Raw genomic sequence first — 19,769 nt, 5'->3', positions numbered from 1 at the left:
AACTAATCCAGTGGAATAGGCAACGAGGTAATCGTGTGTTTGCTCCTGGTTTGCGATCACCCATGCTTCGGTAAACCTGAAAGATAATTCAGGATTGCCGCCATGTACCGATTGATGTGCCGGAACCGGTCGCTGTTTTTCAGTATGGTCTCAGCGTTCTGGATAAAGGGTGCCGCCGTCAGGTCATCGGCGCAGTGTTCAATGAGGGCCGCGGCACTCTGTCGGGTGGTTTCCAAATGGAACTGGAGTGCCAGAACCCGGTCGCCATAGAGAAAGGCCTGGTTTTCGCAGGCTTTACTGCGCATCAGGTGTACGGCGCCTTTTGGGATGGTGAAGGTGTCCCCATGCCAGTGGAAAACCTCCATGCCGTCCGGTAGCTTGCTGCCGATCGGCATTTTTTTTGCGGCTGGTAAACTGGTTGTTGGAAACCAGCCAATCTCCTTCTCCGCATTTGGCTGGACAACAGCTCCAAGAATGCCGGCGATCAACTGAGCACCCAGACAGATTCCCAGGACTACTTTTCCTCCTTTGACCGCCGCTTGCAGGTATTCTTTCTCTTTTTTCAGCCATCCGTAGACATTTTCATCAGCGACACCCATCGGCCCGCCCAGCAGGATGAGCCAGTCGATCTGTTCAAGTGGAGGTGGCGTTTCGCCGGCAAACCATCGGGTGATGGTCAGCTGATGCCCGGCACCGGCTGCCCAGAGCGCAATGGAGCTTGGCCCCTCAAAAGGAACGTGCTGAAAAACATGGAGATGCATGGAGGTGCTCCTCAACCGCCCGTACCGTTCCCAACTGCAGCAGTTGGTCAGCACATAGTTGAGCGTCTGTCAGGGAGATGGCAGCACTTGCCTGGCCGATTTTGCCAATAAAGGCCGGATCAAGGCTGAATGTGCGGAGGCCGATGCCAAGAAAAAATGGCAGATAGAGGCTGTGGTTGGCCATATCGCCGCAGATGGATACCGGTTTCTTTTGCCGCTGTGCGGCTTTGACTATCTTGTTGATGGCCCGCAGGACGGCAGGGTGGTGGGGGAGATAAAATGGCGCGACCTTTTCGTTGGTCCGATCAGCAGCCAGCAGGTATTGGACCAGGTCGTTGGTGCCGATTGAAAAAAAATCGACCTCGACAGCCAGCTCATCCATGAGGTCAATAACCGAAGGAATCTCCACCATCATGCCGATCTTTGGTTGGGTCTGGCACGTGGTCATGGTTCCTGCAAGCTGTTCGATGCAGTCAGTCACCACCTGCCGGGCTTCACGAAACTCATCCAGCGAGCTGATCATGGGAAACATGATTTGCAGATCGGCATCGGACCCCGCCCTTAAGATGGCCCTGATCTGCTGGGAGAAAATATGTTTGTGATGAAGTGAGAACCGAATGGAGCGCATGCCGAGAAAAGGATTCTCCTCCTTGACATTGTGGTAGTAGGAAAGGACTTTGTCGCCGCCGATATCCAGCGTCCGGATGGTCAACGGCTTGCCGGGCATGCCTGCTGCCAGTTTCTGGTAAACAACAAACTGCTCCTCTTCGGATGGAAAGTTGCTGCGTATCAGAAAAGGGATTTCACTGCGATAGAGACCAATGCCGGCAGCGCCCATGTCGCGTGCGGTTACCATATCAGAAAGCAGGTTGATATTGGCCAAGAAGGTCAGCGGCGTCCCATCCCGGGTCAGGGTTGCGGTCTTGGGGCTTTGTGCTGCCATTCTTTCAACCTGGCGACTCTTTTCCCTTTCCTGAAACGGCTTGATAATCTCAGGTGTGGGATTGAGATGAATATTGCCGGTTTCAGCATCGAGAAGGACAATTGTTTCCTCCGGCAGCTTGAGCAGTCGTGGCTCCTCGGCAATGACCAAAGGCAGTTTGAGCGAACGGGCAAGGAAGGCGATATGCGACGTGACACCGCCGCCCACCAGGATAATCCCACTTACCGCCTCATGTGCCACTTTGAGAATGTCCGAAGGGTAGAGCTCATCGGCGATGATAATCCGCTGACGAAGGTTGCCCATCTCATGCTGGTGATTGACGAGAGTTCGGATCAGGCGGAGGGCTAGATCCCTGACATCATCAGCCTTTTCCTGAATGTAGAGGTTGTCGCGGCTGCGAAAGAGATCCATGTAGTGCTGGGCTCTTTGAAGAATTGCCTGGGGAGGGTTCATACCTTCCTGGATCAATCGTTCAATGCTGCCGATAAACTTCCGGTCTTTCAGCATCAGCAGATGGGAGGTGAAAATTAAAGAGGCAACATCAGACAGCTGCTCCTCCACCTCAGCTTGAATGGTTTCCAACTGGTTTTCGGTTTCGCTGACGCAGCGCTGAAAATCATCCAGGGTGTATAATGGAGTTCCATGGAAAACCACATTATGGAGATCCTGATGGTGCTGAAGAATGCTGATACCTCCCTGGGCAAATCCTTCAGCCGCGACCTTTCCCCGGATCAGTTTCAGCTCCACTTTTTTGTCCCCGAAATCAAGACTATGACTATCGGCCATGGTACTTAGCAGGCGGGCATTTTCGATGATATTGGCAAGCTGGGAGGTTACCGCCTGAGTTGCTGCTACTTCGTCATGGCTGAAGGGGTGTTGCTGCTGTCGCTGGAGAGTGAGAATGCCTATCCTGGTGATGCCGCGCATAATGGGTACCGCGAGAAAGGCTTCAAACTGTTCTTCATCAATACCGCCGAAATGTTTATAGCCCGGATGCCGGCTTGCCTGGTCGGTGCAGAGCGGTGTTCCCTGCTGCAGCGCAAGGCCGGTCAATCCCTCCCCCATCTTTAAGCGGATGCTGTCCACGGCGCTGGTTTGTAATCCTTGGTTGGCTTTCATGAACAGTTCTGCTTTTTGCTCATCGTAGAGATAGATGGAACATACCTCAGCCTCCATGTGGAGCGCGATCATATCCACCAGTTTTTGGAGGAACATCTCAATGCTGGAGCTTTCAGTGAAAACCCAGTTGAGTTCGGCAAAATCACAGAGTAATTTCAGGTGGTCCATCAGATTGCTTTTCTCTCAGGAGTGAGGATTAGCTTGATATCTTTTTCTGCAATAGCAAGTTTTTCAAAAAATAACAATGATGCTGGACGCGGTAAAGGTGAAGCTCCCGCCATGCTGGTTCCCGGGGAGGGAGCATGGCGGGAGCTTCGCATCGTACTCATTTTTTGCAATAAGGAGCTAGCCAATAGCCTCGGCCCCGGTTTCTCCGGTGCGGATGCGATAGCATTCTTCCAGGTTGGTGACAAAGATCTTGCCGTCACCGATTTCCCCTGTTCGGGCACCGTCGATGATTGCATCTACTGCCTGCTTTACAAAGGCATCATTGACGGCAATCTCCAGGCGAAGTTTTTTCAGCAGGTTGATCTCCCGCTCCACACCGCGGTAGCTTTCGGTAAAGCCCATCTGCTGACCGCAGCCGAGAGAATTGGTTACCGACATTTTGGTGATATCCGCTTCATAGAGGGACTGTTTGACATCGGTCAGTTTGTGGGGCTGAATGTAGGCGATAATCAGTTTCATGACGGTTCCTCCCTCATTCCGTGGTGTAGATCTGGAAGCCGTAGTAGGCTTCGTTGCCATGTTCCTCAATGTCGAGGCCGCGGAGCTCTTCGGTTCGGGATACCCGGAGGCCAACGGTAGCCTTAATGGCTGCGAAAAGAATCAGGCCGAGGATGAAACTCCAGGCAAAGATTGCCGCAACGCCAATGAGCTGAGAAACCAGCAGGGCTGTGCCGCCGCCATCCAGAAGGCCGGAGACGCCGCCAAATTCTTTATTGGCAAAGATGCCGACGCAGATGGTCCCAAACGCACCGCAGACGCCGTGGACGCTGATCGCCCCCACCGGATCATCGATTTTCAATACCTTGTCAATGAATTCCACTGATACGACCACCACGATGCCGGCCAGGGCGCCGATGATGATGGCGCTGCCGGGCGAGACATTGGCGCAGCCGGCGGTGATTGCCACCAGACCGGCCAGGGCGCCATTCAACGACATGGTGACATCCGGTTTGCCGAATCTGAACCAGGCGGTAATCATGGCAGTGATGACGCCGCTGGCAGCTGCCAGATTGGTGGTTACCGCAATCAGACCAATGCTGCTGTTTGCCTCGGTAGTGCTGCCGGGGTTGAAGCCGAACCAGCCAAACCAGAGAATGAAAACCCCTAAAGCTCCGGCAAGAATGTTGTGGCCAGGGATGGCTTTGGATCTGCCTTCAGCCGTGTACTTGCCTTCACGGGGACCAAGCATGAGGGCGCCGGCGAGTCCCAACCAGCCGCCAACCGAGTGGACGACCGAGGAACCGGCAAAGTCAACCATCGGGGTTTTCATTGCCGAGAGCCAGCCGCCGCCCCAGATCCAGTGGCCGGAGATGGGGTAGATAAACAGACAGATGAAGGCACTGTAGATCAGATAGGCGACAAACTTGGTTCGCTCGGCCATGGCGCCGGAGACAATGGTGGCTGCGGTGGCGGCAAAAACGCACTGGAAAAGCCAGAAGGCATAGTTCCACATGCCATCAGGGGTTGCCGGGTTTGTGCCGCTGAGTAAAAACTGGTCGCTGCCGAGGAAGCCGCCCACGTCGCTGCCGAACATGATGCCGAAGCCAAGGATGAAAAAAGCAATGGAACCGACACTGAAGTCCAACAGGTTTTTCATGATGATATTGCAGACGTTTTTTGCTCTGGTAAAACCGGCCTCCACCATGGCAAAGCCAGCCTGCATGAAAAAGACCAGGAATGCTGCCATGCAGATCCAGACGAAATTGACCGCTGTCTGGGCGTTGCCTGCGGCTTCAACTGCCTGGGTGACGGTCATCGCAGCTTCGGTCGCCTCTTCAGCCATGGCAACGCTGCCTGCCGCAGCACCCAGGCAAAGTAATGCTGCCAATAAGGGTAGGATGGATAGGTGCTTTTTCATGATCTCCTCCTGTTAGAATGATACGGCAATGGCGATGCCGCCATAGAAATTGTCTTCGTTGTTGCAGCACTCACCTGCTTCGACCGCATCGCGCAGATCGCTGTTGATGAGACTGGTGTAGCTGAGCATGGGGGTAATGGTCACCATGTCGCCTACCGGGATGGCCAGGGAAACGCCAACGCTGAGATCGACAAAGCCACTGTCATCAACCCCGAAATAAGCTTCGTTGTAGTCGCCGTCAGCGTAGCCAACTGACGCGGAAAGATCCAGGGCCAGTTTCTCGTTGATGGCAAAGCTGTGGCCGATGCCGAAGCTGGCATAGAGGCCCTCAACTTCGTCAAAATCATAATAGATGGTCAGCGATGGCTGGAGCAGGGTGTCCACTGCTCCTGAAACATAGAACTCATGGGTATCCTCTGATGCTTCCCAGTTGGGGAACTCATAGGCAATAATCCCGACGCCCAGGGTGAAGGCATCCCATGAATGGGTGTAATCCATCGTCAGATCAATTTCAGTGAACTGCCCGGACCGATCATCACAGCCAGAGGTATAGACGCATTCATCTTCACCAAAGCTGGTCAGATCCATGTTTCCCCAGATATTGAAGGAAAAGCCGCCGTAGCCGGCGGTCAGGGAAGGCTGCAGCACAAACTCCTCATTGACTTCCAGTCCCCGCCAGATGTATTTGCTGACGGCAAGGACTTCCGCGTCCAGGGAAACAGCTGGTTTTTCCTCAGCGTTGACCGCCGTGGCAGTCATGCATAAAACGAGTACTACGAAGAGGATGGTCATCACGTGGTTTGAATGTTTCATTGTTTTCTCCTTTTTCCCTTTGTCGTTTTTTTACTTTTTAAGACTCCGCCCCGTTGGCGCTTTCAGTTTAGTATTATGGATTTGCATGGCCCGTGCCATGGTAGCATTGTTTGCCCAGGTAATTTTAAAGTCCTTTATTTTTTAAGTAGTTGACCCATCTCTCATGAGGATTTCTCGCTGGCTAGGCCATGCTTTTGCTACAAAAATGTTTTATTTTTAAGGAAAAATGATTCACTTATGTAGTGTTTTTTTGATAGGGAGGTTGCTTGTAGGGGAAAGCTGAGGTTGCCGGCAATGGAGCGTAGCGGCTAATTTTCTGCGTCGACAGCCGCCTGCTATTTCTCCATGCAGGCGCCAGTAGAGAATGGAATAATGCTTCCTGGCAGATAGTGTTCTCTCTTTTAGTGCTTGCAAAAAGGAGGATAAAGAGCTATGCGCAGAACTGACGATCCCCCAAAGTAGTAATGAAAACATACCCCTTATCGTTGCTGGTTTGAGTTTTGAAAATATATCCATGATGGCTGCTTGTCTTGTTTTACAACTGTTTTTCCGGTGAACAAAGATGAAAAAAAGTTTTTTCAGGATCGTTGTCTTCCTGTTGATCCTCATCCATGGCCAGGCCCTTGCCCAGCTTCCCGTTGTGTCGAAAGCTGTTGAAACGAGGTTGTATAAGGGCGCTGCCGAAGAGATCGCCCAGTTCATTGGGGAGCGGCAGGCAGAAAGCCAGCAGATTGCTGCCGTTATCGAAGAAAGCCTCAAGCAAAACCAGGATGAGAAGGAAAAAGCTCAGCTAGCCGGTGCCTTGGAGTTTTTTCAGGGACTTTCCTCCCAGTTTGTCAGATTGGAATCTGAGCTGGGCAGAACCTTTGAGCCTGCCATTCGGCCAACCGCCATAGGTGCGCCGCCCTATGGTCTCGAGGAGCTGGAAGGCCGGATAGCACTCTTGCGCAGCATTGAACAGCAGCTGGCTGAGCAGCAGACGAAAAACACTTTGGTGCAGGAGAAACTAACCAACCTGGAAACTGATCTTAAGGGGCTGCTTGCTGATTACGGCGTGCTGCAGAAATCAACGGAACTGAAGCCGGTTGCTTTCGAGAAGCTGGGGCAGATATACAGCCTGCAGGTTGAGTACGCTTTGCAGGAGCGACGCGGCTCTATGAGACAGCAGAGCATTGATTATTATAGTAAAGCTGATCTTCAGGTAGCCGGCCAGGTCAAAAATATTTTCGAAAATCTCCAGTTGGATCAAAAAGATGTGGAGCGGACTGCGGAGGCCAAAAAGGCGGCAATCCACCGGGAAGAAGCAGAAGTCATAGCGCTGAATCAGGAATCCAGGGGTATAGAAAAAAACATTACCACGGATGAGGTCCGGTTTGATAACCTGACTACCAGGATTTCCTCAGCCATGCTTGAGCCGTCGGCAAAAAAACTGCTGGCGACCGAAAAGGAGCGCCTGGCAGCCGTCATTGAAACCTACCAGCTTAAGCTGCGGGTGATCGGGCAGGAAAAGTTGAACCTTAAAATCCAGGTGCTGGTTGCGGAATTCAGTTGTGACTGGGTTGCCAGTTATGCCGGGGCGCCGGGAGCGAAAAGAATTTCGGTTCTTTTGGGGGATCTGGCCCGCCGACTTGATGACCTTGAGGGGCTGAAAAATTCCCAGCAACGGAATCTGTCCCAGGCGCAAGTTGAAAGGTCAGCCTTGATCCAAAAAATGGCGGTGATTTCACGGGAGAGTGATCCTGCTGGGGGGCAATTATCCACAGCACTCGACGTTCTCAATCGGCAGTTGATGAAGGCCGATGAGCTCATAGGTGTCTTGAGCTTGAAGATTTCGGAAAACAACAATGCCGTCAGGGAGCTTGCAGAGGAAATTCGTCATATATCCGGACTCCTAAGGGCCAGAGCCGGTTTCTATGAGCGTGTTCAGCTGTGGTGTGAAAGGTATCTGGCCAGCGTCTGGGGGCAACTGAAGGACGTCGTCTATTATCCCCTTTTCACCTTTGGTGGTGCTTCCGTCACCTTAGTTGCCATCTTTAAGCTGCTTTTTCTGCTCTTTGTCGGCTTTGCCGCCTTACGGCTGGCACGCAGGAAAATAACGGTTCTTTTAAGTGGCAAGACCGGTTTGTCATTCGGGGCGATAAACTCCATCACGACGCTTGGCTACTATTCGGCCCTTGTGCTGATGGTGCTGGTTGTCTTGTCGACCTCCGGGGTCGATTTAAGTCAGCTCAGCATTATTCTCGGGGCCTTGGGTGTTGGTATCGGTTTTGGGCTGCAGACGATTGCCAATAATTTTATCAGCGGGCTGGTGCTGCTGTCCGAACGATCCATTAAGGCGGGTGATTTTGTCGAGTTGGAAACCGGGTTGACCGGTGAGGTGCAGAATGTTGCCATCCGGGCGACAATCATCAGGACTTTTGATGGCAACGAAATTATTGTTCCCAATTCAGAGCTGGTATCCAGTCGGGTGAACACCTGGACGTTCAGTGATGACTGGCGGCGGATTGTTGTGCCTTTTGGAGTGTCCTATGGTTCTGATCCCGATGAAGTCGCCCGGCTGGCAACCGAGGCTGCGCGAGCGGTGGAGAATACGGTTGAAGATGCGGCTCATCCGGTCCTGGTTCGCTTTGAAGGTTTCGGTGACAGCAGCCTGGATTTTTCCCTGCTGGCCTGGTGCCGCATGAACACCCTGAAAATCCGTGCCGGATTGTTGAGTGACTATTATTTTGTTCTTTTCAGGAAATTTAAAGAAGCGGGGATTGAAATCCCCTTCCCCCAGCGGGACCTCCATCTGCGTTCCATATCGCCAGCGGCAGCGAAGATAATGAGGTATGAAAAGGGGGTGTCTGAATAAACCCGGGAATGGCTTCCACCCTTCCGTGTGCCGGTTGTTTTTTGTGGAAACAATTCAGGCACCCACCGGGCTGTGCAATCCAATGGTTGCCTCCATATCAGTTCCTGGTTGCGCTCCCGCCCTGATAATGAACCAGCCATCGCAGCCTCAGGTGAAACTCTGCCGAGTGAATACGCTTGACAGTCAGGCGGGCAAAGCATATGATACAAAATTGTGTTATATGACAATCCATAGCCTTTTTCTAACGCTGCCGCCGGGAGATGAGGAACTGCGATGATTGAGGAACTGCCACCGACCTATTTTCGTGCCATTGAGAAAATCAGCCGTCTGCTGACCGAGAAGGAAGAGTTTCGGGCCACCATGTATAATATACTGGTGCGTCTGGCCCGGCAGACAGGGATGAAAAGGGGGATGATCTCCCTCTATCGCCGTGATCTCGAAGAGATTCATGTGGATATTACCTATGGCATTCCGGAGCGGAGCTCACCCATTTTCTATCGCCTCGGGGAAGGGATAACCGGGCAGGTGGTGGCCACCGGCCGACCGGTTGCCATCCCCCGGCTTGATCGTGAACCGTTGTTTCTCGATCGATCAGGTGCCCGCAAGGAAATTGACCGGTCAACTCTGGCCTTTATCTGTGTACCCATCAAATACGCCGGTGAAACGGTGGGAGCCCTATCGGTTGACCGGGCGGCCAAGGGCGGCGATTTAAAAACCGAAGTTGCCTTTCTGGAAATTATTGCCAATATGTTGGCGCCGCGTGTCCATGCCCGGCGGATGAAGGAAGAGAATGTCAAGCTGCGGGAAGCTATTGATCGTCACGGGCCGCTGGGAACCATTGTCGGCAATGCTAAATCCATGCGGATCGTGGCTGAGCAGATTGTCCAGGTTGCTGATTCCCAAGCAACTGTCCTCATCACGGGAGAGACCGGTACGGGCAAGGGGCTGCTGGCCGAAGAAATTCATTACCGCAGCCCCCGGCGGGATCAGCCGCTGGTACGGCTTAACTGCGGGGCAATTCCTGAAAATCTGGTGGAAAGTGAACTGTTCGGGCACCAAAAAGGCGCATTTACCGGCGCTGTGGAGCAGCGGATTGGTAAATTCGAGATGGCTCAGAAAGGTACCATCTTTCTTGACGAGATCGGAGAGCTGCCCCTCGCCTCGCAGGTTAAGCTTCTCAGGGTTCTTGAAGAGCGGGAGTTTGAGCGAGTGGGCGGAGGTAGAACCATCAAAACCGATGCCCGCATCATTGCGGCCACCAATCGGGATCTGGAGCAGGAGGTTGCCGTCGGCCGCTTTCGCTCAGATCTCTACTATCGTTTGAGTGTGTTTCCTATCCATCTGCCGCCCCTGCGGGAGCGGGGGGCCGACATTATCCTGCTGGCCGATTATTTTGTCCAAAGGCTGGGGGAGAAGCTTGGCAAGAACATTACCAGGATTGATTCCTCTGCGCTTGATCTGTTGATTTCCTACCACTGGCCGGGCAACGTGCGGGAGCTGCAGAATTGTCTTGAAAGGGCGGCATTACTGGCAACTGACGGAATAATTTATGGCTACCTGCTGCCACCTTCCCTGCAGGCTGGTTCCGGTGGCGAACACGTGGCTGATGCCGGTGATACATTTCAGGCTATGGTGCGGGCCTACGAAACAACGTTGATTATCGAATCCCTGAAAAAAAGCAAAGGGAATCAAACAAAAGCGGCAAAAATTTTGGGTACCAGCAAGCGGGTTATCCAATATAAAATCCAGCAGTATGGTATCGACTATCGGAAATATCGCGGGGTGAATGTGTGAAAACTGCCGCCGCAACAATATCTTAACCTGTAGTAGGATATCCGGTAATCATTGGGTAATGTTACGGGCGGCACATGATTGTGCCGCCCGTAACATTTGACACATGATTGTAGTGAATTTTTATAACATTTCATAATAATACGATAAAGTTGTTTTTTTATTGCAAAGGTTGTTGGTTTTACAGAGGATGGCGATACAAACTTGTGCTGAAAGGCAACCCGCTGAGGTTGTTCAGGGGTAGTGTTCTTCTCATGTCGATGAAGGGCACAGGATGTTCACCGTGAGTGTTGATGTGGCTTCAGGTGGAAAAGCGGGACTATCAAGGTGCCGTAAGCAATCAAAAAAGGTTGAAATGAATGGATCTCCTTGGTGTGGCATGCATCCTGCTACTGAGGCTGAGCACTAAGAAAAATAACGGTGGAGCATTGTGTTTCCCCAAAGGCTCAGGGATAAAGGAGATGCGGACGATGGGAAGCAAAAGAAAGAACATGATGAGGTCACTTCTCGCAGCAATGGTAGTGCTGCTTCCGGCTGCTGTCATGGCTGTTGAGCAGCCAACGGTTGATACGGGAACCACGGCCTGGATGATGATTTCCACTGCCCTGGTTCTGCTGATGATTCCCGGCTTGGCAATGTTTTATGGCGGGCTGGTGAGAACAAAAAACGTGCTTGGAACCATGATGCACAGTTTCGCCGCCATGGGTATTATCGGCGTCCTCTGGGTTATGCTTGGGTACTGCATGTCTTTTGGCGGCAACGTGCTGGGTGGCTGGTGCGGCTGGAATTGGGATTATCTTTTCCTTAGGGGAATCGATGATGTTATCCTAGATGCCGGTGTGCCGGAGTATGTTTTTGCCATGTTTCAGGGGAAGTTTGCCATTATTACACCGGCCCTGATTGCCGGCGCCTTTGCGGAACGGGTAAAATTCAGAGGCTACTGTCTCTACATTGTTCTATGGGCAATCTTTGTCTACAATCCCTTATGCCACTGGGTCTGGGCTGCAGACGGCTGGCTGTTTAATCTGGGGGCCAACGGAGCGATTGATTTTGCCGGTGGGACGGTGGTCCATATCTCGGCCGGGGTCAGCGGCCTGGTGGCGGCTCTCTACCTGGGCGCCCGCCGCGGTTATCCTTCGACGGCCATGCATCCCAACAGTCTGGTGATGACGTTGATGGGTGCCGGTCTTCTGTGGGTTGGCTGGTTCGGTTTCAATGCTGGGAGTGCCGTATCCAGCGGTCTGGACACCGCCCGGGCGCTGACGGTGACGCAGGTTGCTGCTGCAGCTGGGGCTACCACCTGGCTGATTATTGAGGCAATCCACTTTGGTAAAGCGACAACTTTGGGAATTGTCAGCGGCATTCTGGCCGGTCTGGTGGTGATTACGCCGGCAGCCGGAGTGGTCAAGCCGGCCGGAGCCATCGCCCTGGGGGCGATTGCCTCGCTGGTGTGCTATGTTGGTCTGCTGATGAAGGAAAAGTTTGGCTATGATGACAGCCTGGACGCTTTTGGCATCCATGGTCTGGCCGGGATCGTCGGGGCATTGGCTCTGACCTTTTTTATCCGTCAAAGCTGGATGGCGGAAGCCGCCCGGAGCGCCGGTGGCTCCTGGACTTTTGGGCAGCAGTTGCTGGTGCAGTTCAAGGCGGTGGCGGTAACCATTATCTATACCGTGGTTACCAGCGGCATAATCGTTGTTCTGGTTGATAAAACCGTTGGCTTGAGGTTGACGGAGAAAGAAGAGAAATCAGGAATGGACTACAGCCTCCACGGCGAACATGGTTACGGTTTGATTAATTTAAATTAGTCTACTATGATGGAGATAGATCATGCAGATGATTACGGCAATTATTAAGCCGGATAAGTTGGATGATGTTCGTGAAGAACTGGTGGCTGCCGGGATCACCAGGATAACCACCAGCCGGGTTACCGGTCATGGGCAGCACCAGGAGATTTCCGGCGAACGTCTTTACCGGGGGCAGAAAGTGATTCCCAACCTTTTGCCCAAGGTACGCCTGGATATTGCCTGCAACGATGAGTATGTCGAGGTGGCCATTGAGGCTATTCTGCGGTCAGCAAAACATGGAGAGGGGGAGATCGGCGACGGCAAGATTTTTGTCACCGAGCTGAAAGAGTGCATCAGAATACGGACAGAGGAGCGGGGAGGTCAAGCGATTTAAACAATTGAGAGGTGTCGAAGCCAGGTCAACAACATTGCCAACGGAACTACTATCTAAGGTAAAGGAGAAAAGAACCATGACCAGAGAAGAGATTCTACAGATTATTAAAGAAGAAAAAATTCATTATTTCCGCCTGCAGTTCGTTGATATTTTCGGAATCATGAAAAATATTGCCATTCCCCTGAGCCAGATCGAGAAGGCGCTGGACGGTATGATGATGTTTGACGGTTCATCAATTGAAGGATTTGCCCGCATCCAGGAGTCGGACATGTATTTGATTCCCGATTATGATACCTTCTGCATCCTCCCATGGCGCAACCGGGAAGGCAAGGCGGCTGCCAGGATCATCTGTGATGTCCATAAATATGACGGCACCCCTTTCCTCGGCTGCCCGCGGGTCAATCTCCGCCGGGTGCTGAAGGAGGCTGAAGAGATGGGTTATACTATGAACGTCGGTACCGAATGCGAATTCTTCCTCTTTGCTTATGACGAGGATGGCAGCCCGACGACGGAAACCCTCGATACGGCCGGTTATTTCAGCGTTGACGCCGAAGATGATGGCATTGAGTGCCGCCGGGATATCATTGAGACCCTGGAAAAAATGGGTTTTGAGATTGAAGCATCCCACCATGAAGTGGCTGAAGGTCAGCATGAAATCAACTTCAAGTATGCCAATGCCCTGACCGCTGCTGACAATACCATTACTTTCAAATGGGTGGTGAAGACCATTGCCAAAGAATACGGCATGCATGCCACCTTCATGCCAAAGCCGGTTTTTGGCATCAACGGCTCCGGCATGCATACCAACCAGTCGCTGTTCAACCTGGATGGTACCAATGCCTTCTATGATGAGAATGGCCCCGAACAGCTCAGTGAGATTGCCTACCAGTATATTGCCGGGATTGCCAAAAATGCCCGCGGTTTCTCCGCCATTACCAATCCCCTGGTGAACTCTTACAAGCGCCTGGTGCCAGGCTATGAAGCTCCGGTGTATGTGGCTTGGTCGGCCCGCAATCGCAGTGCCCTAATGCGCATTCCCCAGTCCCGCGGTCTGGGGACCAGGGTTGAGGTTCGTTGCCCCGACCCCACCTGCAATCCCTATCTTGCCTTTGCTATGATGCTGAATTCCGGTCTTGACGGTATCAGGAACAAGCTGAGCGCTCCGCCGTCAGTTGATGTGAATATTTTTGATATGACGGTGGCGGAAAAGGAAGCGGCCAATATTGACAATATGCCGGCTTCCCTCATTGAAGCGGTTGAGGCCCTGAAGGTCAATCCCATTGCCAGGGAAACGCTGGGCGATCATATTTTTGAGAAATATGTGGGCTACAAGGAGAAAGAGTGGGATAAATTCCGCATGGCAGTCACCGATTGGGAAGTGAAAAGATATCTGGCGATGTATTAGCCTCCCATTACCATCCCCAGGCAGAGGATAAAATCCCGGTCATCATTAGATGACCGGGATTTTTTTTGCCTTTCATCGCGGCATCAGGTTACCTTCACCTGCTTGATTCTGCCAGTATACCCATTATACTAGTAAAAATACGTTTGCTGCCTTGATTATTGCCAGCTTGGGTGTGCATGCGTTTTACTTTCCATGTCTCCGGGAGCAACCATGATCTATTTTGCGTACGATGGTTCACTGAATGGCGACTGGGTTGCTCGATACGCTATCCGTTTTGCCGTTCACTCGGCCGAAAAAACCCTGCTGATTATCAACGTGGCTGATGCCGAGGTGCCCGCTGATCTTCTCAGTCGTAAAGTCGACTATGTCAGAGAGGCCTGCGCCCGCTGGCAGGTGCAAAGTAGTTATCAGCAGGTTCCACTCAGAGGGGATGTCTTCCATACCTTGCAGCAGGTGGTGCCGCCGGATAAAAAAAATCAGCTGGTCTGTGGTCTCAGGATGCGCGGCGGCCGGCGGGGCTTCCTGGCCGGAACAGTTTCTGAAAAACTGTTGGGGGACAGCCATTTCCATGTTCTGGCAATCCGGGTGGTGCAGCCCGGTCTGCTGGGAAATCCGTGTTCATTTCTTTTGCCGGTAGCGGGTCATCCCCGCAAGTTTCACTCAGCTTGGCCATTTTTCCGCCTGTTTCTTCCTGAAGTATCGGAGGTGTGCGTTGTCCGGATTATGACGGTGCACCGTTTTTGGATGGCGTATCTCACCCCTGTGCAGCTGCGGACCCTCCGGGCCGAGGGGCATGCCTATGTTGCAACCATTATCAGCGAAATTCTCCAGGGTTGCCCGACGGCAGAGTTTAAAATTGACGGCCGGGTCATCCTGTCTGCCGATTGGCCCGGTGAAATTATGGTCCAGGCGAATAAAATGAAAGCGGGAATGATTCTCCTGGGTGCCTCGGAGCGGTCACGACCACATAGGATTATCCATAGGCATCCTTTGGAGCGCATTCTTGCAAACACGCCGTGTGATGTTGGCATCTACCGGGGCTTATGATCCAGACGCAGCAGATTCAGCATATCTCAGCAGCATCCGTCTATGATTATCTCCATAGCCGGGAAGAGGGTCTCAGCCGGCAGGAAGTTGCCGAGCGGCTGCGGGAGGTTGGCCCGAACAGCGTCGAAGTTAAGGCGCACTGGCAGCTGCTGCGCACCCTTGGCAAGCAGTTGACCAATTTTTTTACCATTCTGCTCAACCTGTCTGCGGTGATCTGCTTTGTTGCTCATGCCATGCAGCCCGGGGAAAACATGAATGTCATGGGCTGGGCGCTGCTGAGTGTTTCACTGTTGAACACCGGCTTCAGTTTTCTCCAGGAGTTCAGGGCTGAACGGGCGATGGCCGCACTGCAACAGTTCTTGCCCCCCCAGGTGTTGGTCAAAAGGGCAGGAAATAATCAAAAAATTCTTGCCGAAGAACTGGTGCCCGGCGATGTCATGCTGGTTGCGGAAGGAGACCGCATCGCCGCCGATGCCCGCCTGGTTGTCTGTGAGAACTTGCTGGTCAATAATGCCCCGTTGACGGGTGAATCGAAAGCACTGCCGCTTACCGCGGCAGCCGTTGACAAGCCGCTGGCGGAAAGCGATAATCTGCTTTTTGCCGGCTGCTCCATACATAAAGGGAATGGTGTTGCGGTGGTCTATGCCACCGGCATCCGGTCGCAGTTTGGCAAGTTGGCCCATCTCTCCCAGGCGATCAGCCGCAGTGTCTCGCCACTAGAACGGGCGACCACGCATATGGTGAGAATTCTCACCGCGGTTGCCGTGATAATGGGCGGCTCCTTTTTTATCTATGGCATGGGCACTGGCCGGCCGCTGTGGGTCAACCTGGTTTTCATGATGGGGATTATTGTCGCCAATGTTCCTGAAGGACTGTTGCCCACTTTTACCCTCTCATTGGCCATGGGGAGTTTGCGTATGGCCAAAAAAAATGTGTTGGTCAAAAGTCTCAATGCGGTGGAAGCCTTGGGGGCCGTCCATGTCATCTGCAGCGACAAGACCGGCACCCTGACCAGGAATCAACTGGCCATCACCAGGATTGCCGCCCCCCTGACGGGCGATGATGTTGCCAGTCCAACGGAGATGCTGGAAATCCTCCAGCATGCCTGCAGCTCTGCGGTTGTTAATGAGACGGATAAAGGTTTTTCCGGTGATCCCCTTGATGTTGCCGTGGTCGACAGATTCACTGAAGCAGGCGGTGACTTCGCTGGCTTTTCTGCGACGATTGTCAAACAGTACCCTTTTGATGTTGGCCTGCGGCGAGCAGCCGGGATCTATACCGCCGGCCAGACGCAGCTATTTACCGTTAAGGGTGCCTGGGAGGCTATCCGTCCCCAGCTTATTGGGATCCATTCAAAAGATGGAAATAAACCCCTCCAGGCAGATGAAAAAGTACTGGCGCAGGCGGATGCCGTTGTCCATCGGCTGGCTGCCGGCGGATTACGGGTCATTGCCGTTGCCTACCGCCATCTGGCAGGTGAAGACAGCAGCAGCAAACCTCAGGAGGAGCTGGAGACGGAGCTGATTTTTTCGGGTTTTCTTGGCATTGAGGATCCCATCCGTCCGGAAGTGCCGGCTTCGGTTGCCACCTGTCTGAGAGCCGGCATCGATGTCGTCATGATTACCGGCGATCATCCGGATACGGCGATGGCGGTTGCCGGAAAGTGCGGCATTGTATCTGTAAGGCAAAATGCTGAGCAGTTGGTGACTGGTGAACAGCTGGGAACGATGTCTCAACAGGAGCTGCTAGAAGCACTAGCCGGCGGCGTTCGCGTCTTTGCCCGTACCATACCGGAACAGAAGATGAAAATCGTTGCCGCCTACCAGGAAATGGACAGGGTGGTGGCCATGACCGGCGACGGGGTCAATGATGCTCCGGCCCTTAAGGCTGCCGATGTGGGGATTGCCATGGGAGTGAGCGGTACCGATGTGGCGCGGGAATCAGCTCATATCATCCTGCTGGATGATAACTTTGCTTCCATCGTTGCCGGCATTGAGGAAGGACGGACCATTTTCGATAATATCCGCAAATTTACCAATTATGTCCTGGTCAGCAACGGACCGGAAATTCTCCCCTACCTCCTCTATATAGTCCTGCCCGTGCCCCTGGCATTGACCGTTATTCAGATTCTCTCCATTGATTTGGGGACCGATATTATCCCCTCCATCGCCCTTGGGCAGGAACCGCCACAAGCGGAAGTGATGCAAAAGCCGCCCAGGCAACGCCATGCAGGGTTGTTGACCCCGGGCATTATCCTGCACAGTTACGGTTTCCTGGGTTTGTTGGAAGCGCTGTGGTCGATTGCGCTGTTTTTTTATGTCCTGCTGGCCGGTGGCTGGCAGTATGGTGAGAAGCTGGTTGCTGATCAGCAACTGTATCGCTCGGCAACCGGTATTGCCCTGAGCACCATTCTCCTGATGCAGATCGGCAATCTGGTGGGCCGCCGCTCCTCTATGCGCAGTGGTCTGGATAGAGGTCTTGTTCGCAACCGGCTGCTCCTGGCCGGCATTATTGTCCAGATGGTTTTCTCCTGGGTTGTGCTCTATTTCCCTCCCGCCTGGAAGATCCTTGGAACCGGACCGGTCCCCTATACAACGTATCTGTTTGCCTGGTGCGGCATTCCGCTGATTTTTGGTCTTGATTATCTGCGCAAAAAAGTGATTTCAGTTCGGAGTCGTGGTCTGCCTGCCGGAAATTGATCATAGTCGCAGGTGATGTCAGGGTATCACTTCCGCTCATGCCAGCCGGCCATCCCTGGCTGGTTCCGGGTTGCCCGCCGTAAATTACCATCCGGGCAATTCACCAGGCGCCCAAAACCGCTTACCGTCATATCCGGAGATCACTGACCAGAGATTCTTGGCTGGACAAGGGAATTTCATAATACCGGCAAACAATCTTTTTGCGGCCGGCAGGCCGTTGGAAGGCAACGGCCGGATAGCCCAAAGCGATGACTGAATAGATGGGCTCTTTACCAGGGATTCCCAGGGCGGTGCCGATTTTTTTCTCCCTTTTCATGGCCTCAACAGCAAAACCAATCAGGCAGGTTCCCAGACCCATGGTATGTGCGGCCAAGAGAATGTTCTGAGTTGCCAGCAGGGCATCATCCTGGGGGCAGCTGGCCCCAGGCCGTGAACCGACCAGGATGGCCGCCGGCGCCCCGTGAAACAAGCGGTCGATGCCATGGTCATCCCACTCCGCCAAGCCTTCCCTGATGGTCTGAAAATATTCCTGGTAGTAGACTGCCAGTTCCCGTCGGCCAAAAATCTTCAGCAGATTGCGCAGCCATCTTTTGGCGGCCAGTTGGTTCAGCCGCCGGTAGAAATCGGCCACCAGGTGACCGAAAGCGATCATTTCACTGCGGGAAGGAATGATGGTAAAGGTCCAGCGCTGGCTGTTGGTGCCCGAGGGGGCGGTGACGCCGATTTTTACCAGTTCCTCCAGTGTGGTCCGGGATACGGTTTTTTCCTGGTAGGCACGGATGGAGCGGCGGGAGCGCATCAGGTGGACCAGGTCGGCGGTTGATGTTGATCCCGGCGGCAGCCAGCAGTCATCTTGGGAAAAGGTCCTAAAGCTGGTTGCCTGGTCGTCAAGGTCGGCTATCCGAATGGCGTCGGTGGGGCAGACGGCAGCACAATGGCCGCAGGCAAAGGAGCGTTCGCCGGTAATGGCTGCTTTGCCGTTGACCAGGGAAATCGCCCTGGATGGACAGACAGTGACGCACCGGCCGCAGCCATTGCACCGTTCAGGATCGATATAGGTACTGATTGCTCCCTTCATGGCTATTCCCCGGGATGCAGAGTTCTTTTTCAGCGGGTGGTCAGGCGCTCGAGGCGCAGGCGGTGACGATGGTCAAACAACCGCCGGGCGGCAAGACTGACCGCAGCCAGAGTACCGAAGCCGCTGCCAGCGCTAATGAGAAACATAATCAGAATCTGGTATTTAACTGCTTCCACCGGCGGGCTGCCAGCCAGAATCTGGCCGGTCATCATTCCCGGCAGGCTGACCAGACCGGCGGCCATCATGGCATTGATGACCGGGGTCAGGCCGGAACGAATGCTGTCGCGGCGAACATCCCCCACTGCCTGGGACCACGGTTCTCCCAGCAGCAAGCGAGCTTCGATAACCTGCCGCTGCTGCCAGACCGTCTGGATCAGTCGGTCAAGGCCGAGGGAGATGCCGTTCATGGTGTTGCCAAGCAGCATGCCCAGCAGGGGAATGGCATATTGCGGTTCATACCAGGGGTGGATGCTGATGACCATGGTCAGGGCAAAAAGGGCGATGGAAAAGGAGGAGAGGAACAGGGAGATGGTGCCGACCCCAAAACCCCACCAGCCAGCCAGTCGCCGCTGCTGGCGGCGCATCACTTCCCGACCGGCGGCCAGCAGCATTACCATGGCCATCAACGCCAGCCAACCGGGATTGGCACTGGCGAACAACCATTTGAGAATAAAGCCGATGAGCAGCAGCTGGACCGTGGTCCGCAGGCCGCCCACCAGCAGCTGCTTGCCGAGCTGCAGCTTCAGCGGCCAGGAAAGGATGGCCAGTGCCAGGATCAAGACGGCGGCCAACGAGAGATCAAAAGGGCTCAGGGGAACGACCTTCATCGGTCGTCACCATCCATTGCCGTACAGCCAAACTCGGCGGGATTTTTACTGTTGACAGCAAGAATCCCGGCGCCTATTTTTCTTTCACCTTTCACCTTTCACCTTTCACCTTTCACCTTTCACCTTTCACCTTTCACCTTTCACCTTTCACCTTTCACCTTTCAC

The 19,769-nt window shown here is 53.5% G+C and carries 14 protein-coding genes; 7 read left to right on the top strand and 7 right to left on the bottom strand.

Annotated features, from left to right (window positions below; genetic code table 11):
- Positions 1-56: 56 nt before the first annotated feature.
- The 5 genes from JXO50_00990 to JXO50_00970 all read right to left on the bottom strand — a co-directional run bounded on the left by JXO50_00990 (position 57) and on the right by JXO50_00970 (position 5,722).
- Complete coding sequence (locus tag JXO50_00990; GenBank protein MBN2331662.1) at positions 57-761, bottom strand: type 1 glutamine amidotransferase; 705 nt, start codon at positions 759-761, stop codon at positions 57-59.
- Entirely contained in the window at positions 727-2,991 is a 2,265-nt protein-coding gene (ptsP, locus tag JXO50_00985; protein ID MBN2331661.1) for a phosphoenolpyruvate--protein phosphotransferase, read from the bottom strand. The genes JXO50_00990 and ptsP overlap by 35 nt, the downstream gene beginning before the upstream one ends.
- Positions 2,992-3,168: 177 nt before the next feature.
- Entirely contained in the window at positions 3,169-3,510 is a 342-nt protein-coding gene (locus JXO50_00980; protein ID MBN2331660.1) for a P-II family nitrogen regulator, read from the bottom strand.
- A 13-nt stretch (positions 3,511-3,523) separates the two neighbouring features.
- Entirely contained in the window at positions 3,524-4,909 is a 1,386-nt protein-coding gene (locus JXO50_00975; GenBank protein MBN2331659.1) for an ammonium transporter, read from the bottom strand.
- Positions 4,910-4,921: 12 nt separating this feature from the next.
- The gene (locus JXO50_00970) at positions 4,922-5,722 is read right to left on the bottom strand and encodes a MipA/OmpV family protein (GenBank protein ID MBN2331658.1); all 801 of its coding nucleotides are present in this window, start codon (positions 5,720-5,722) and stop codon (positions 4,922-4,924) included.
- A 562-nt stretch (positions 5,723-6,284) separates the two neighbouring features.
- Here JXO50_00970 and JXO50_00965 point away from each other — a divergent pair.
- The 7 genes from JXO50_00965 to JXO50_00935 all read left to right on the top strand — a co-directional run bounded on the left by JXO50_00965 (position 6,285) and on the right by JXO50_00935 (position 17,699).
- On the top strand, positions 6,285-8,576 hold the full coding sequence (locus JXO50_00965; protein MBN2331657.1) for a mechanosensitive ion channel: 2,292 nt from the start codon (positions 6,285-6,287) through the stop codon (positions 8,574-8,576).
- A 273-nt stretch (positions 8,577-8,849) separates the two neighbouring features.
- Positions 8,850-10,370, top strand: coding sequence for a sigma 54-interacting transcriptional regulator (locus JXO50_00960; protein MBN2331656.1), 1,521 nt, complete (start codon positions 8,850-8,852; stop codon positions 10,368-10,370).
- Between the two features lie 491 nt (positions 10,371-10,861).
- Positions 10,862-12,175: an ammonium transporter gene (locus tag JXO50_00955; GenBank protein MBN2331655.1), complete on the top strand. Its 1,314-nt coding sequence runs from the start codon at positions 10,862-10,864 to the stop codon at positions 12,173-12,175.
- A 22-nt stretch (positions 12,176-12,197) separates the two neighbouring features.
- The gene (locus JXO50_00950; GenBank protein MBN2331654.1) at positions 12,198-12,548 is read left to right on the top strand and encodes a P-II family nitrogen regulator; all 351 of its coding nucleotides are present in this window, start codon (positions 12,198-12,200) and stop codon (positions 12,546-12,548) included.
- Between the two features lie 76 nt (positions 12,549-12,624).
- The gene (glnA, locus tag JXO50_00945) at positions 12,625-13,953 is read left to right on the top strand and encodes a type I glutamate--ammonia ligase (GenBank protein ID MBN2331653.1); all 1,329 of its coding nucleotides are present in this window, start codon (positions 12,625-12,627) and stop codon (positions 13,951-13,953) included.
- A gap of 210 nt (positions 13,954-14,163) precedes the next feature.
- Positions 14,164-15,000, top strand: a complete 837-nt coding sequence (locus JXO50_00940; GenBank protein MBN2331652.1) for a hypothetical protein — start codon at positions 14,164-14,166, stop codon at positions 14,998-15,000.
- Positions 14,997-17,699: a cation-transporting P-type ATPase gene (locus JXO50_00935; GenBank protein MBN2331651.1), complete on the top strand. Its 2,703-nt coding sequence runs from the start codon at positions 14,997-14,999 to the stop codon at positions 17,697-17,699. Before JXO50_00940 ends, JXO50_00935 begins: the two co-directional genes overlap by 4 nt.
- Positions 17,700-17,826: 127 nt before the next feature.
- Here JXO50_00935 and JXO50_00930 read toward each other — a convergent pair whose 3' ends face one another.
- Both JXO50_00930 and fetB read right to left on the bottom strand, forming a co-directional pair.
- A complete protein-coding gene (locus tag JXO50_00930) occupies positions 17,827-18,777 on the bottom strand; it encodes a nitroreductase family protein (protein ID MBN2331650.1) in 951 nt (316 codons plus the stop codon).
- 29 nt (positions 18,778-18,806) lie between these two features.
- Positions 18,807-19,604, bottom strand: a complete 798-nt coding sequence (gene fetB / locus JXO50_00925) for an iron export ABC transporter permease subunit FetB (protein ID MBN2331649.1) — start codon at positions 19,602-19,604, stop codon at positions 18,807-18,809.
- Between the last annotated feature and the right edge of the window lie 165 nt (positions 19,605-19,769).

The organism is Candidatus Anaeroferrophillus wilburensis, from assembly GCA_016934315.1.
Taxonomy (GTDB): Bacteria; Desulfobacterota; Anaeroferrophillalia; order Anaeroferrophillales; family Anaeroferrophillaceae; genus Anaeroferrophillus; species Anaeroferrophillus wilburensis.
This window is presented reverse-complemented; position numbering and strand designations above follow the sequence as displayed.

Excerpts from the sequence above, each read along its gene's own strand:
- JXO50_00965 (MBN2331657.1), top strand. The coding sequence starts at position 6,285 with ATGAAAAAAAGTTTTTTCAGGATCGTTGTCTTCCTGTTGATCCTCATC.
- JXO50_00940 (MBN2331652.1), top strand. The coding sequence starts at position 14,164 with ATGATCTATTTTGCGTACGATGGTTCACTGAATGGCGACTGGGTTGCT.
- JXO50_00970 (MBN2331658.1), bottom strand. The coding sequence starts at position 5,722 with ATGAAACATTCAAACCACGTGATGACCATCCTCTTCGTAGTACTCGTT.
- glnA (MBN2331653.1), top strand. The coding sequence starts at position 12,625 with ATGACCAGAGAAGAGATTCTACAGATTATTAAAGAAGAAAAAATTCAT.
- JXO50_00980 (MBN2331660.1), bottom strand. The coding sequence starts at position 3,510 with ATGAAACTGATTATCGCCTACATTCAGCCCCACAAACTGACCGATGTC.
- JXO50_00935 (MBN2331651.1), top strand. The coding sequence starts at position 14,997 with ATGATCCAGACGCAGCAGATTCAGCATATCTCAGCAGCATCCGTCTAT.
- JXO50_00950 (MBN2331654.1), top strand. The coding sequence starts at position 12,198 with ATGCAGATGATTACGGCAATTATTAAGCCGGATAAGTTGGATGATGTT.
- ptsP (MBN2331661.1), bottom strand. The coding sequence starts at position 2,991 with ATGGACCACCTGAAATTACTCTGTGATTTTGCCGAACTCAACTGGGTT.
- JXO50_00960 (MBN2331656.1), top strand. The coding sequence starts at position 8,850 with ATGATTGAGGAACTGCCACCGACCTATTTTCGTGCCATTGAGAAAATC.
- JXO50_00990 (MBN2331662.1), bottom strand. The coding sequence starts at position 761 with ATGCATCTCCATGTTTTTCAGCACGTTCCTTTTGAGGGGCCAAGCTCC.
- JXO50_00975 (MBN2331659.1), bottom strand. The coding sequence starts at position 4,909 with ATGAAAAAGCACCTATCCATCCTACCCTTATTGGCAGCATTACTTTGC.
- JXO50_00930 (MBN2331650.1), bottom strand. The coding sequence starts at position 18,777 with ATGAAGGGAGCAATCAGTACCTATATCGATCCTGAACGGTGCAATGGC.
- fetB (MBN2331649.1), bottom strand. The coding sequence starts at position 19,604 with ATGAAGGTCGTTCCCCTGAGCCCTTTTGATCTCTCGTTGGCCGCCGTC.
- JXO50_00955 (MBN2331655.1), top strand. The coding sequence starts at position 10,862 with ATGAGGTCACTTCTCGCAGCAATGGTAGTGCTGCTTCCGGCTGCTGTC.